Origin of the sequence: Campylobacter coli LMG 9860, from assembly GCF_000254135.1 — a bacterium.
Taxonomy (GTDB): Bacteria; Campylobacterota; Campylobacteria; order Campylobacterales; family Campylobacteraceae; genus Campylobacter_D; species Campylobacter_D coli.
The window spans coordinates 47,647-62,905 of record NZ_AINS01000001.1; the positions used below are offsets into that span (position 1 = coordinate 47,647).

The following is a 15,259-nucleotide window of genomic DNA, read 5'->3' on the forward strand; positions in this document are numbered from 1 at the left end:
TTTTTTAATCCTTAGTAGGTTTGTAGTTCATTATATAAACTATCGCGTTCTACAGGAGTTAAATTTGCTGTTTTTATCATTTCGATAAAGGTTTTTAGGTTAGTACCCTTAGCAGATTTTGCTCCTCCTGCACTTTGTATACTTTCTTTTTCTATAGTGCCATCTAAGTCATTTGCACCAAATTCTTGCGCAACCATGGCTAAATTTAAAGTCATAGTCGCCCAATAAGCTTTAATGTTTTTGATATTATCAAGTACTAAGCGAGAAATAGCTATGGTTTTTAAAATTTCTTCACTATCCATTATCTTATCTGTTTGTATATAGCTATTATCTCTTTGCCAAACCAAAGGAATAAATGCGTTAAAACCTCCACTTTCATCTTGCAAAGCACGAAGTCTTAACATATGGTCTATCCTATGGTGTCTTTCTTCGATATGTCCAAAAAGCATAGTAGCATTGCTTTGTCTGCCTTTATCATGCCAAAGTTTGTGAATTTTGAGCCAATTTTCGCTGCTTACTTTTCCATGGCAGATTTTTTTGCGTATTTCTTCATCAAAAATTTCTGCTCCACCCCCAGGCATAGAATCCACGCCGTATTCAAGCATTTTTTCTATCACTTCTTCATAGCTCATTTTAAAACGGCGATGCAAAAAGTCAATTTCTGCTGCTGTCATGGCTTTTATATGCATTTGGGGGTATTTTTCTTTAATCATTTTAAAAATTTCTAAATACCACTGCCAACTTGTGTCTTTATTGTGTGCTGAAACAATATGTACTTCTTTGGTGCCACGAGTGATAGTATCGTCAACTATTTTCATAATTTCTTCATGGCTCATAAGATAAGGATTTGGATTTTTTCGGTGCGCTGAAAAAGCACAAAATTTACATGTATCTGTGCAAATATTTGTAGGATTTATATGGCGATTTATATTAAAATACACCTTTTTTCCATGAAACTTAGTGCGTTTTTTGTGAGCAAATTTAGCTAAGGTAAAAAGATCTAAATCCCATAGAGCATTTGCTTCATTTTCATTTAATCTTTCTTCATTTTCTAGTTTTTCAAGTAGATTTTTCATTGATTTTCACTTCTATAAATTTTTAGAATTTTTGAAAAAACATTATAAATTTTGCTTACTGAAAAAGAGTTTATAGCAAAGCCAAAATAAAAGATATTTTTGTTAAAATCTTATAAATGAAATTTTAAAAGAGAGTAAAGATTTGTTAAATAAAGAATTAGAACTTTTTGAGAAAAATCTCAATACCTATGCGCAAAACTATAGAAAATTTTTTTTAAAACAAGGATCATTTAGTCTGTATCATTCTAAAAATATGGATAATTTTTTAAAAAAAACTTATGATATAGTATTAAAGGAATGTTTTGAAAATTTTTTGCCTACAAGCGATAATATACCCTTTTGTGTTTTGGCAAGCAAAGGATATGCAAAAAATAATCTTTGCGCAAATGAAAGCGTTTCTTTGATTTTTGTTTATAAGGATATTAAAGCTTATCATTTAAAACCTATGATTAAAGCTTTTATAGAGATATTAAATGATGTGCATTTGCAAATTGATTATGTGGTTTTAGAACTAAATGGACTTTATAATGCTAGCAATGAGCTTAAAACAACCATAATAGGTGCTCGCTTTATATGTGGATCTAAAATTTTATTTAAACCAGTCAAGGAAAAATTTGATAGCATACTCCAAACAAATAAAAATGAATTTGCTCAAATTTTACTTGCTAATTTTAAAGATTTTAACCTTCCTTTTATCAAGCAAGAATTCAACATAAAAAAAGATTTTGGGGGCTTAGATCACTTACGAGCTTTAGAAAGCTTGTTAACTCTTTTTAAAAATTCCCCTAAAAACTATGCTTTAAATTTTATGGATGAAAAAAATGTAAGCGAGTTGCGCTTAGCGGCGGATTTTTTATTGTCCTTAAAATCTGCTATAAATTTGCAAAGCAATAAAGATCAAGACGAATTTTTATTTAGCAATATTCACGAGATTGCAGAATTGATGTATAGAAAGGGCAAGAAAAATTTAGATGCTGAAAAAATCTTAGCGCAAAAAGCCTTGCAAAGTATGCATACTATAGGTTTTTATACCCATTTTTTAGCTTATAAAATTCAAAATGAATTACAAAATATTGCACAAAAACAATACCGATTTAAAAATTTAGCAGAAGCATTAACTTTTTTGTTGGGTTTTAAAGATCAAGATATTGCTTTTGATTTAGATTTGGTTTTTGCTCTTAAAAATTTAAGTTATGGAAAAAAGGATTTAGAGAAAGCTTTAGCTCTTTTTGAAAAAATATTTTATAAAAGACATAGTTTTTGTATTTTAAAACTTTTACTTGATAGTGGAATTTTAAAAGAATTATGCAAGCCTTTTGGTATGGTGCGTTTTTTAAGCGATGAGGAGGGGGATTATAGTTTTGATGAGCAAGCATTTTTGCTTTTAAAAGAATTTGAAAAATACGAAGACGAACTTGAGAGTTTGAAAAATTTAAATACAGATGAGAAAATGATTTTAAAATTAGTCATACTTTTAAGCGCAATTAACAATGAAAATGAAATTTCTTTAGCGAGTATATATAGGGCTTATTGTATTAAATTTAATCTAAAAAATGATATTTTTGAACTTGGGCTTAGGATTTTTAAAAATCACAATGCTTTAAAAGAGCTTGCCGAAAAAGAAGACGTTTATAATCCTATCATTATATGTGCTTTGCTTTCTAAGGTTGAAAATTTAAAAACCTTAGAGCTTTTACATACTCTTACTTGGCTTAAAGCAAAAGCTTTAAATCGTAATCCATTTTTTTATAAGGTTATAGATAGAATTTTAGAAAATGCTAAACAAGGTTTTGATGATGAAAATTTACTTGATGAAACCGCAAGGCGTGTAAAAAAAGAATTAACACTCAAAAGAACAAAGCTTTTCTTGGAGCAAAATGCTATTTTACAAGATAAGATCACTCATATAAAATCCAATCTTTTTATCATCAAAAATACTTTTGAAGATATTGTTGAAATTGCACGATTTGCAAAGGAAAATGATTTTAAATTTTGGTTTAGCAATAGTACAAATTTAAGTCTTCAAATTGTTGCTTTTAAGGATTTTAAAATAGAAATTGTTTTGACCGCTTTAGCAAATTTAAATTTAGTTTTTATGAATTTATTTGAGTTATTTGATGATAAAATTTATTTAAGATTTGAGTATGATAATATCATTACAGATGAGCAAAAAAACAAACTTTGCGAGCTTTTAAATTCAAATTTAAGTGGTTTTTCTTCAAGAAAGATCAAAAAGCCAATCATTAAAAAAGATGAGTTAAAATTGGATTTAAATTATTCTAAAATTTATGCAAAACTTAGTTTAAATACTAAAGATCAACAAGGTTTGATGGCATATATGATGAATATTTTTAACGAGTTAGGTTTGGTTTTATCTGCAGCAAAAATTCAAACCATACGCCAAAGAACGCGTAATACCTTTATTTTTCAAAAAAATGAAAATTTGGAGAAAAATGAAGAAAAATTGTTAATTTCTTTAATAAGTGAGTAAATCATGTGTGGAATTGTAGGTTATATAGGAAAAAATGAAAAAAAACATACCATTTTAAGTGGGCTTAAAGAGCTTGAATATCGCGGTTATGATAGTGCGGGTTTAGCAGTGATGAAAAATGGAGAGCTTGATTTTTTCAAAGCTGTAGGTAAGCTTGAAAATTTGGCCAATAAATGTGCAAATTTTACAAGTGAGGAATTTGGTTTTGCTATAGGTCATACACGCTGGGCAACCCATGGAAAACCTACTGAAATCAATGCACATCCTCATTTGGGTCAGTATTCTTGTGTGATTCATAATGGTATTATAGAAAATTATAAAGAGATTAAAAACAAGCTTGAAGACCAAGGAGTGAGTTTTCTAAGCCAAACAGATACAGAGGTTATAGTTCAACTTTTTGAATTTTATGCAGAAAAAATGGAAGTTTTCGAGGCTTGGAAAAAAACAATAGAAGAACTTAGAGGTGCTTTTGCCACACTTTTAGTGAGTAAAAAAGATCCTACTCGTGTATTTTTTGCTAAAAATGCCGCTCCTTTAATCGTAGGAAAATCTCAAAATAATGAATTTTATTTTGCAAGTGCTGATACGCCTTTGATAGGGCTTTGCGATGAGGTAATTTATCTTGAGGATTTAAGCTTAGGCTATGCTAATGAAAAGGAACTTGTTATTTATGAAAATAATCAATTAAAACAAAATTCCTTTACCAAGCTTTCAGGCGATAAAGCTTATGCAAAAAAAGATGGTTTTCGCTTTTTTATGGAAAAAGAAATTTATGAGCAAAGTCGCGTAATGAGCGAGGTTTTGATGGGGCGCATTAATGGTGATGAGGTGGTTTTTGATGAGCTTGAAAATGAGGATTTAAGTACAGTTGATGAAATCACACTTTGTGCTTGTGGAACTAGCTATCATGCTGCTATGGCAAGCGCGTATTTGTTTGAGCGTTTGGCTAGGGTTAAGGCTAAGGTAGAAATTGCTAGTGAATTTCGCTACAGAGAAGCCATTATTAAGCCTAATTCTTTATTTATCGTAATTTCTCAAAGCGGAGAAACCGCAGATACTTTAGAAGCCTTAAAAATTGCAAAAGAGCAAGGAGCTAAAACATTTGCTATTTGTAATGTGGATAATTCCAATATAGTCCGTTTGGCACACTTAAGTCTTCTAACGCGCGCAGGCATTGAAAAAGGTGTAGCTTCAACCAAGGCTTTTGCAACTCAAGTTTTAACACTTTGGATGTTGGCAATTTTTATTGCTCAAAAGAAAAAAATTGATATGAGTGCCCAAATCAAAGCTCTTTTACATACTCCTAATTGCGTTGCGGTAAGTGCTAAATTACATGAAAAAATTCATCGTTTATCTAAGCGTTACTTAGACGGCCATGGATTTTTCTTTATAGGTAGAGATGTGTTCTATCCTTTGGCTTTAGAGGGAGCTTTAAAATTAAAAGAACTCTCTTATTTGCATGCTGAAGGTTATCCTGCAGGAGAAATGAAGCACGGACCTATAGCTTTGGCTGATTCTAAGCTTTATACTATAGCTTTAATGCCTAAAACCCTACTTTATGAAAAAACCAAATCAAATGTTGAGGAATTGATAGCTAGGGATTCTACTGTTCTTTGCGTTTCTCCTTTGGATTTTGATTTAAGTGATGATTTTATAAAAACCAACGAGCAAGATCATTATATGTGTGAATTTTTTGAAATGATGGTGATCACTCAACTTCTAGCGATGGAAATTTCTATAAGACTTGGCAATGATGTAGATATGCCAAGAAATTTAGCAAAAAGTGTAACCGTTGAATAAACCCCGTGCAGTTATAAAACTGCACATAAACTCTCATAAATTCCAAAAAAATAAATAAATTTTAAATTATAAGCTAATTTTATGCTTATTTTTGTTTAAATAATTGCATAACAATTTTCTAGAAAGGAAACCTAATGGAATATAGAATTGAACATGATACCATGGGCGAAATTAAAGTTCCAAATGACAAATATTGGGGTGCTCAAACAGAGAGAAGTTTTGAAAATTTCAAAATTGGTTGCGAAAAGATGCCAAAGGTGCTAATCTATGCTTTTGCAAATCTTAAAAAGTCCTTGGCTTTGGTAAATAATAAACTTGGCAAGCTAGATGATGCTAAAAAAAGTGCTATAGTTCAAGCTTGCGATGAGATTATCGCAGGTAAATTTGATGATAATTTCCCACTTGCAATTTGGCAAACAGGATCAGGCACACAAAGCAATATGAATATGAATGAAGTGATTGCAAATCGTGCAACTGAAATCATGGGCGGAGATTTTCGTAAAGAAAAACTTGTACATCCAAATGATCATGTAAATATGTCTCAAAGTTCTAATGATACTTTCCCAACTGCTATGAGTATAGTTGCAGTAGAACAAGTGGAGAAAAAGCTTATTCCTGCACTTGATGAGCTTATTGCTACTTTTGAAAAAAAGGTAAAAGAATTTGAAGGAATTATCAAAATAGGACGCACGCATTTACAAGATGCTACACCGCTTACTTTAGCGCAAGAATTCAGCGGTTATCTTTCTATGCTTTTACATTCAAAAGAGCAAATTATCGCTTCTTTACCAACCTTAAGAGAATTGGCAATAGGCGGAACAGCGGTGGGAACAGGACTTAATGCTCATCCAGAACTCAGTGAAAAAGTGAGCGAAGAACTTAGTAAGCTTATAGGTACAAAATTTGTTTCAAGTCCAAATAAATTCCATGCTTTAACAAGCCATGATGCTATTAATTTTACTCATGGAGCTATGAAAGGCTTGGCTGCAAATTTAATGAAAATAGCAAATGATATCAGATGGTTAGCTTCGGGTCCTAGATGCGGACTTGGTGAACTTAATATCCCTGAGAATGAACCAGGAAGTTCTATCATGCCAGGTAAGGTTAATCCTACACAATGTGAAGCTATTACTATGGTTGCGGTTCAAGTGATGGGAAATGATGCGGCTATAGGTTTTGCTGCAAGTCAAGGAAATTTTGAACTTAATGTATTTAAACCTGTGATTATCTATAATTTCTTACAAAGTCTTGATTTACTTGCTGATTCTATGCATTCATTTAATATTCATTGTGCTGTAGGTATAGAGCCAAATCGTGAAAAAATAGAATACAATCTACACAATTCTTTAATGCTAGTGACTGCATTAAACCCACACATTGGATATGAAAATGCTGCTAAGGTAGCTAAAAATGCACATAAAAAAGGTATTTCTTTAAAAGAAAGTGCTATGGAGTTAGGTTTGGTTAGCGAAGAAGACTTTGCTAAATTCGTTGATCCTGCTAAAATGATAGGACCAAAAGCTTAAATCTAGTTTGATGTTTCTCTCTTACGCGAGAGAAACATTTTTTATTTTAAATTAAATTCTTATCTTTTAAAATCATATAAAGTCTTATTGTTGAAATAAAAAAAGTTAAAATTGCAGGTCCTAAAATAATACCCCAAAAACCAAAAGTTGAAATTCCAGCTATCATGGCTAAGAAAATCAAAAGTTCATTGATTTTAGCGGGTGTTTTTACGAGTTTTTCATTAATCCATTTAATGATTAAAGGCTTAACTAGGGTATCAGCGATAAAAGAGATAACAACAACAGAATAAATAAAAATAACAAGTGCAGAACCAAGACCGCTTGAAGCAAATTCATAAAGACTTATAGGGATATACACCAAAGCTCCACCCAAAGCTGGTATGAGAGAGCTTACAGCAAAAATTACACCCATTAAGATGGCATCATATCCATAAAACATAGCAATGATGCTAAAAAGTGCTCCTTGAAGTATGGCGATAATGATCATAGAATAAAGCACCACGGCCATAACATTACCCACTTCGCTTAAAATATCATCAAGTTCTTGTTTGTCGATAGGAATGACAGATTTTATATAGATTACTAATTCTGTTCCATATAGATTAGCAAAAAAATAAAATATACAGATTAACACCATATCTATAAGAAATTTAGCTCCTGATTTTGTAAAACTTGAAGCATAATTTAAAATTTGTTTAGAAATGCTATTTAAGTCTATAGAAGCTAGAAATTCTTTGATTTTAGGTTCTAAAAAGCTAAGGCTTTCGGGTAGGGTAAATTGATAATTTTTAACATAATTGAGCGTTTGTGTGACAAGATTGATATCAAAATTCTTTAAAGCCTTAGCTAGCTCGATCATCGCATAGACAAAGGGAGCGAAGAAAAGTAAAACCATACATGCAGTTGTTAGCATAGAGGCTAAAAATTTACGCCCATTTGTTAGGCTTAAAAATTTAGCATTTGCATTTGAGGTAGCAACTGCCATTAAACTTGCAATGATAATAACAAGTAAAAAACCCTTAAAAAGATAAAGTAAAAGGGATAAAACCACTAAAATAAAACAGATAAGAAAAATTTTTCCAGTTTGCATTTTTTTCCTTCAATTTTCATCAAATAAAGTTTGTTCGTAATTAAGCTTAAGTACACTAAAACTTTTTGTACTTGCTATACGACCTTTGGCAGTGCGTTCTATGTAGCCATTTGCAAGCAAATAAGGTTCGATTACATCTTCAATAGTATTTTCATCTTCACTCAAAGCTGCCGCTATACTAGAAAGTCCTATAGGCTTTCTTTTAGCCTCTGTTAAAAGCTCTAGATATCTTAAATCCATCGCATCAAAACCAAGCTCATTGACACCTAAAGAATTTAATGCTTCTTTAGCCCTTTCTTTGGTGATCGTTTCTTCGTCATTTACATCTGCAAAATCTCTCACTCTTTTTAAAAGTCTAAGTGCGATTCTAGGGGTAGAGCGACTTCTTTTGGCAATCTCAAGTGCAGCTTCATTTTCACAGCTTTTATTGAGCTTTAGTGCAGCTTTTTGAAGTATGATAGCAAGCTCTTCATCTTTATAAAATTCAAGTCTAAATTGCATTCCAAAACGATCTCTTAAAGGATTGCTAAGCATTCCTGCACGGGTTGTAGCGCCAATAAGTGTAAATTTAGGCAAATCGATTTTTATAGTTTGTGCTGCAGGGCCACTACCGATGATGATATCTAGCCTATAATCTTCCATTGCAGGGTAAAGTACTTCTTCAATAGCAGGGCTTAAGCGATGAATTTCATCGATAAAAAGCACATCTCCTTCGCTTAAATTGGTTAAAATTGCAGCCAAATCCCCGCTTTTTTCTATCATAGGAGCCGCAGTTGTTTTGATATTTGCACCCATCTCATAAGAAATAATATTAGCTAATGTAGTTTTGCCAAGTCCTGCAGGCCCACTAAAAAGTATATGGTCTAAGCATTCATTTCTTTTTTTTGCAGCGCTAATAAAAACATTTAAATTTTTTTTAATGTTTTCTTGTCCTATGTAGCCATCGAAATTTGAAGGACGCAGAGAAGTTTCATAAGTTTCGTCAAAAGAATATTTTTCTATTTCTACTATTCTGTCCATATTTTCATTCTTATACTTTGGAAAATTAAAATAAGATTTTAGCTAAAATTTGCTACAATTTGCATTAAACTTTAGCAATGCGGTTTAAAAATGGGAATTTTAACAAAATTAGAATTAGATTATGAAATTGACGATATAGAAAAATTTTTACAATTTTTTAGAACCATGTGCGATAGGTTTGAACCTTTAATCATCAAGCTTGGAAGCGATAGCGTGCGTTATAAAGAAGCCATAAAAGAGCTTGAAACTTTAGCACACAATACCGCTTGGGCAGCAAGACGCTTAAATCTTGAAGAAGTGACTGATTTTTGTGTATTTTGTGAAGAGATGATGGCGCAAGCAAATCGCTTTAATGGGCCTGCTAGTGATGAATTTACGGATTGGATGCTTTTGATGAGTGATCAATTTGAAAAATATTGTCGTTCATATGAAAATGATGATTCTGTTTTAGCGGTTTTTAATCCTTTAATTGTTAATGTTCCAAATATTATTTCTAAATAAGGGAGCGACTTGGCTTCGACAGGAGTAAGTCTGCTTAGATGGCATGTCGCTTTGGGCAAAGCGTAAAAAGCCCAAATAAAATTAAACGCAAATAACGTTAAATTCGCTCCTGCTTACGCTAAAGCTGCGTAAGTTCAGTTGAGCCTGAAATTTAAGTCATACTATCTAGCTTAATTTTCGGTCATTTTTGATAGTGTAGCCTTGCGTTTGACAAGCGTTGAGGTGAAATAAGGTCTTAGCCTTGCTTTTGAGTTTTGGAAGATGAGCGAAGTAGGGTGAAGTAGTCATCTTTGCTAAACATGTAGAAGTCTTTGTGGGGTTATTTTTGGACAGGGGTTCAATTCCCCTCGCTTCCACCATCACGCTAATTTTAAGTAAATCATAAGTTTATTTCAAATTTTTAGAATTTTTTATATGAAGTTAAGATCGATTTATTACCCTTAAAACTTTGATATATTGGATTTTATAATTTTTCATTAAAAATTTATAGTTTTATTTTTAAGCTTATTTTTAAGGGGGGGGTATAATTATTCCTTCAGTTTAAATTTATTGAAGGAGAAACTTATGAAGAAAAATGCTTCGAGCAAGATATTGCTAAGCTTAGGTGTAGCAACTTTGCTTTATTCGAGTGCTTTTGCACAAGAAATCAATCTTACACAATCTTCAGATGTGGGAAATTATTTTGAAGAAAATGGTAAGGATATCAATCTTAAAAATCCTGATAAGTACAAAGGGCAAGATTTAAGTATCAAAATGGGTGTTTGGGATTTACCAAACGATGATTATGATAGCGATGATTATCGATTGAACATTGATATCGGTAAAAACAATACTTTAAGCTTTACACACAATAATGGCCAAAATCCTGTTTATGTAACAAATCTAAACGCTACTGCTAAAGAGGTTAAAACAACAGATATAGTTTTACAAGCTTTTGCACCTTCGGTGATTAATGGAAATTTAACTATGACTAGCTCAGGAGCTGAAACCATTACCGAGGATGAAAAAAAAGGTTCAGGTATAATTCTTTATAATGGAAATGGAGCAGTTGAAGGAAAAAGTGCTAATGGTAGCTTAACTATAAATGGAAATTTTACTGCCGATAAAACCCTTTTTGCTGCTTATGGAAATTTTGTTAAGGTAAATGGAACTGCAAATCTTACAAATTCAAATTTTGGACTTATGAAGCGCTCTTATACAGACTTAGAAGCAAATAATGTAGTAATAGTTCAAGCTAAAGATTTCAATGAAAACATTTTAAAAGCAAATAATAACGCAGGTGCATTACTTTTAAAATTCGCAGGTGATTATATCTCAACCGATGTTCAAGGCAAAGATCCTTTGGAAGCAGCAACTATAATAGATATTAGCGATGAAGATAAATACGGCGATGGAGAAAAAGGCTTAGTAGATTATAAACTTAGTGTTCAAAACTGCGGTGGCAATAAATGCTTAGTGATTAATGGAGGTGCTACTGCAGCGGCTAAAGATAAGCTAGTTCAACTTCAAGTAGATATAGATACTATCGATAAATTGCTTAAAAATGAATTTGATTCTAGCCAAGGTGAAGAATGGGAGCAAGCCAAAGAAACCCTTAAAAAGCAACAAGCTGAAATTCAAACAATGTTAGAAGAAGCTAAGAAAAACGGCGGTAAAATCGATGATGAAAAATACATTGATTTAGTAAATAAAAATTCAAATTTAAATCTTAGCGCTAATGATAAAGCTTCTATCCTAGCACTTCGTTCTATCACAGAACAATTAGGAAGTATAGGAGCAGATTTAGCAAGTAGAGAAGGTGTAAAACTAGCTTTAGATATCAAAAAAGACACAGACAACACAGGTAAATCTGTATCTAATCTAAATTCAGCTTCTAGTGCAGTGAATACCACTATGAATATTTCTAATGATGTTTCTATAGGTTCTCGTGTAGCAATGCTAAACAATCCTTTTGGAACTTATGCTTCTAAAATGAATGGTCTTAAATTTGCTGCTTTAGATAGTGATATGAGACCAAGCTATGTAAATGAATATACCAATAGTGTTTGGGCTAATGCTTTTGGTGGTGCTAATATTATCGATGGAGATAGTGGTGCAATGTATGGTGCTACCGTGGGAGTAGATAAACAAGCTAATGATGATGTTTTATGGGGTGCTTATTTTACTTATGCAAACGCTAAAATCAAAGACAATAATTTAGAACAAAAAAGCGATAACTTCCAATTAGGTATGTATTCTACTATCAATGTAGCTCCACAATGGGAACTTAATCTTAAAGCTTATGCTCAAGTTTCTCCAACTAAACAAGACAATGTTCAAATAGATGGTGCATATAACTCAGATTATACAAGCAAATTCTTAGGACTTAGTGCTAATGCAGGTCGTGTGTTTGACTTTAGTGATAATACTTTATTTATCAAACCTTTTGCGGGAGTAAATTATTATTTTAGTTATACTCCATCTCATACAGAAAATGGTGCTATTGCTAAAGATATTGATTCTATGAAAAACAATTCTGTAAGTGTTGAAGTGGGTGCTGAATTTAGAAAATATATGAATGAAAACTCTTATATTTTTGTAACTCCAAAAATAGAACAATTTGTTATCAATAGTGGTGATGATTACACAGCTAACCTAGCTGTAAATAATGCTTTCTTTACTAGTGTAGAAGCTAACAACAAGAAAAAAACATACGGACAAATTATCGTAGGGGGTAATGTAGATTTTACAAATCAACTCAGTATGAATCTTGGCTTTGGTGCTAAACAAATACTAGCAGGTAAAGTAGATAATAAAAATGAAACTTACTTAAGTGGTCAAGTAGGACTTAAGTATAAATTTTAATCTTAAAAATCATTTCTAAATCTTTTTATAGTTTAGAAATGATTGTTTATTTCTATGGGAAATCTCCTAAGGCTTTATTTTAAAGTCCTTTTTTATAATAAACAAGTAAATAAGTCTTTAGAGTAAAAACCTTAAAAACTTTTAGTTTTCTTTGAAAAGTTTAGAAGCTAAGTGCGTTGCACGACTTTGATCTGTATCTTTTTTAAGTGTTTTATAAATTTTACTGACATATTCTTCTAAAATTTGTTGTGAGTCAATCACTTTTTCATTGCTAGCAACTTTTGCATATTCTCCATCATTTTGAAGTTCATAAGCAAGTAAATTATCGCTGAGTTGCAAGCGCAAGAATTGTGCTAATTTTGCCTTACTTCTTTCATCATATATAGGAGTCATAAGTTCTAAACGACGCTCTAAATTTCTTGGCATCCAGTCCGCACTTGATATAAAATAATTTGGCTCACTGTGTTTAAAATAAAACACCCTAGCATGTTCTAAATATTTTCCTATAATACTTCTAACGCGTATGTTTTTGCTGAATTCTTCATTAGGTTTTAAACAGCAAATTCCACGCACGATAAGATCGATTTGAGTTCCTTTTATACTTGCTTCATAAAGAGCTTTTATGATATCGCTATCTACAAGAGAATTCATCTTTGCAATGATAACTCCTTCGCTTCCTTTGCTTGCCTCTAAAGCTATCATTTCTAGAATTTTTTCTTTGATTTGATTTGGACTCATAGAGAGAGTTTGAAGGCGACGATTTTTGCTAAAACCTGAAAGTATATGAAAAAAGCTTGTTGTATCTCTTGCAAATTCAACTTTGCTTGTAAAATAACTCACATCAGTGTAGATTTTAGCACTGCTTGCATTGTAGTTTCCCGTGCTTAAATGCATATAAAATTTAAGCTTATCGCCTTTTTTGCGTATAACTTGAGAAACTTTGGCATGAACTTTAAAGCCAGTGATTCCATAAATCACATGAGCTCCAGCATTTTCTAAAGCTTTTGCCCAGTGAAGATTGTTTTCTTCATCAAAGCGAGCTTTAAGCTCTACCATAACTGTAACTTGTATCCCATCGCTTGCTGCATCGATTAAGGCTTGGACTATGTTAGAGTTTTTTTCTACTCTATAAAGAGTCATTCTTATAGAAATAACCTCAGGATCTTTGCTTGCTTCTTTGATGAACTTATAAACAGGATCAAAGCTTTCAAAAGGTTGAATGATGAGTATATCTTCTTTATCTATCGCATCAAAAATGGATAAATTTTCATCAAAAGGCGGTAAGGTTTTAGGTGTATAAAGGGGACTTAAAAGATGAGTAAAGGTTTTATTGCCAGCAATTTGCCAAAGGCTAGGAAGATTTAACAAGATAGAATACTCATAAACATCCTTGTGGAAAATTTTCATATGAGTATTAAGAAATTCTACGATTTGTTCATCTGCACCCTTTTGAATTTGTAATCTTACAAAAGCACCTTTTCTACGAAGTTTTAAGCCTTGCTCTAATATCATCATAAAATCATCAGCTTCTTCCTCTTCTATCACCATATCTGCATTTCTAGTTACCCTAAAAGCAGCTGAAGCAAGGAGTTTGTAACCTGGAAAAATTTCTTCTGTATGTTTTTCTACTATACTTTCAATTGGAACATAAACATTGGCACTCACTTCATAAAAACGAGGTAAAACTCTTGGAATTCGAATCATTCCAAATTTGATAAGCTCAGGATGGGTTTTATCACAAATTTTAACCGCCAAAGAAAATGAAAGATTATTTAGGTGCGGAAAAGGGTGAGTCGCATCCACAGCGATTGGAACAATAACAGGAAAAATAGTAGAGAAAAAATATTCGTCACATTTTTGTTTGAGGTTGTTGTCTAAATTTTCATAATTTTTGATAAAAAGATTTTCTTTTTCAAGATCGCTTATAATTTCATTAAAATAATGCTCTAAAAGATCTTTTTCTTTGTGAAGATATTTGCGTATAGCTTTTAATTGCTGCAAAGGAGACATCTCATCACTACTGCTTATATTAACTCCAGCTGAAAAAAGTTGTTTTAATCCGGCAACGCGTATCATATAAAATTCATCCAAATTGGTACAATATATAGCTACAAATTTAAGGCGTTCTAATAAAGGCAACGGACGCGAACATTGATCTAATACCCGTGAGTTAAAGCGTAGCCAAGAAAGTTCTCTATTTAAAAACATATTCGGATTTGTTTGCATTAAAACTCCTTTTTTGCGTTATTTTAACATTTATTTTTGAAAATAATGAGTTTTTTAGAGAAATAAAATTCAAAATTTTTATTCCGGTTAATTAAGAGTAAATATATCTTTAAATTTATCTTAAAAAGCTATATGTTAGAATAACAATTTCATTTATTCTGAAAGTTTAAGGAGGAAAATTTTGAAAAAATCTTTGAATCTTTTTGGTATTTTTCTTGTTTTGCTTTTTGTGTTCTTTGCGGTAGGATTTTATACCTTTTATAATGCAAAAGGTACATCTTACTTAAGTAATGCAAGTGAATCTTGTAACAATTGCCATATTATGAACGAGGTTTATAATGAATATATGGCAGGGCCACATGCACAAAAGGTAAAAGGAGAAGCTAGGGCAACCTGTGTTGATTGTCATTTACCCCATGGTTTCTTGGCTAAGTGGATAGCTAAAGCTGAAAGCGGTTTAAATCATGCTTATGCTTTTACTTTTAAACTTGATGAGCTTCCTACAAATTTGAGTGCAACTGAAAAAAGCAGGAATATGATACAAGATAATTGTGTTCGTTGTCATGCTGATTTTGCTCAAACAGCCATCAATGCTACAACAAATCCACATGCGGACAAATCTTTAAAATGTGCTTCTTGTCATCAAGATGTGGGTCACAAACATGGAATTTAATTAAGGAGAAAT

Annotated in this window: 10 protein-coding genes and 1 other RNA gene; 7 read left to right on the forward strand and 4 right to left on the reverse strand. The window is 31.9% G+C overall.

Translation table 11 applies throughout. The features are described from left to right. Positions 1–11 precede the first annotated feature (11 nt). Entirely contained in the window at positions 12–1,076 is a 1,065-nt protein-coding gene (gene mqnE, locus CCO88_RS00250; protein WP_002780503.1) for an aminofutalosine synthase MqnE, read from the reverse strand. Positions 1,077–1,218: 142 nt separating this feature from the next. Here mqnE and CCO88_RS00255 point away from each other — a divergent pair, with 142 nt between their 5' ends. The 3 genes from CCO88_RS00255 to fumC all read left to right on the forward strand — a co-directional run bounded on the left by CCO88_RS00255 (position 1,219) and on the right by fumC (position 6,893). After that, positions 1,219–3,567, forward strand: a complete 2,349-nt coding sequence (locus tag CCO88_RS00255; protein WP_002780510.1) for a [protein-PII] uridylyltransferase family protein — start codon at positions 1,219–1,221, stop codon at positions 3,565–3,567. Positions 3,568–3,570: 3 nt separating this feature from the next. Further along, positions 3,571–5,367, forward strand: coding sequence for a glutamine--fructose-6-phosphate transaminase (isomerizing) (gene glmS, locus CCO88_RS00260; RefSeq protein WP_002780511.1), 1,797 nt, complete (start codon positions 3,571–3,573; stop codon positions 5,365–5,367). A 134-nt stretch (positions 5,368–5,501) separates the two neighbouring features. After that, positions 5,502–6,893 carry a class II fumarate hydratase gene (fumC, locus tag CCO88_RS00265; RefSeq protein ID WP_002777799.1) on the forward strand — a complete coding sequence of 464 codons (1,392 nt, stop codon included), beginning with the start codon at positions 5,502–5,504 and terminating at the stop codon, positions 6,891–6,893. Between the two features lie 46 nt (positions 6,894–6,939). Here fumC and CCO88_RS00270 read toward each other — a convergent pair whose 3' ends face one another. Beyond that, positions 6,940–7,983, reverse strand: a complete 1,044-nt coding sequence (locus tag CCO88_RS00270) for an AI-2E family transporter (RefSeq protein ID WP_002777797.1) — start codon at positions 7,981–7,983, stop codon at positions 6,940–6,942. A gap of 9 nt (positions 7,984–7,992) precedes the next feature. After that, a complete protein-coding gene (gene ruvB, locus CCO88_RS00275) occupies positions 7,993–9,003 on the reverse strand; it encodes a Holliday junction branch migration DNA helicase RuvB (RefSeq protein ID WP_002777794.1) in 1,011 nt (336 codons plus the stop codon). Between the two features lie 90 nt (positions 9,004–9,093). Between ruvB and CCO88_RS00280 the strand changes: the two genes are divergently transcribed. The 3 genes from CCO88_RS00280 (at position 9,094) to CCO88_RS00285 (ending at position 12,348) form a co-directional block, all read left to right on the forward strand. Beyond that, complete coding sequence (locus tag CCO88_RS00280; protein ID WP_002783915.1) at positions 9,094–9,504, forward strand: hypothetical protein; 411 nt, start codon at positions 9,094–9,096, stop codon at positions 9,502–9,504. Continuing rightward, positions 9,505–9,863, forward strand: a transfer-messenger RNA (tmRNA) gene (gene ssrA, locus CCO88_RS10115). Between the two features lie 205 nt (positions 9,864–10,068). Further along, the gene (locus tag CCO88_RS00285) at positions 10,069–12,348 is read left to right on the forward strand and encodes an autotransporter outer membrane beta-barrel domain-containing protein (protein ID WP_002799743.1); all 2,280 of its coding nucleotides are present in this window, start codon (positions 10,069–10,071) and stop codon (positions 12,346–12,348) included. Positions 12,349–12,489: 141 nt separating this feature from the next. Here CCO88_RS00285 and CCO88_RS00290 read toward each other — a convergent pair whose 3' ends face one another. Beyond that, the gene (locus CCO88_RS00290; RefSeq protein WP_002780516.1) at positions 12,490–14,574 is read right to left on the reverse strand and encodes an RNA degradosome polyphosphate kinase; all 2,085 of its coding nucleotides are present in this window, start codon (positions 14,572–14,574) and stop codon (positions 12,490–12,492) included. 181 nt (positions 14,575–14,755) lie between these two features. Here CCO88_RS00290 and nrfH point away from each other — a divergent pair, with 181 nt between their 5' ends. Further along, positions 14,756–15,247, forward strand: a complete 492-nt coding sequence (nrfH, locus tag CCO88_RS00295; RefSeq protein WP_002777782.1) for a cytochrome c nitrite reductase small subunit — start codon at positions 14,756–14,758, stop codon at positions 15,245–15,247. The last annotated feature ends 12 nt before the right edge of the window (positions 15,248–15,259 follow it).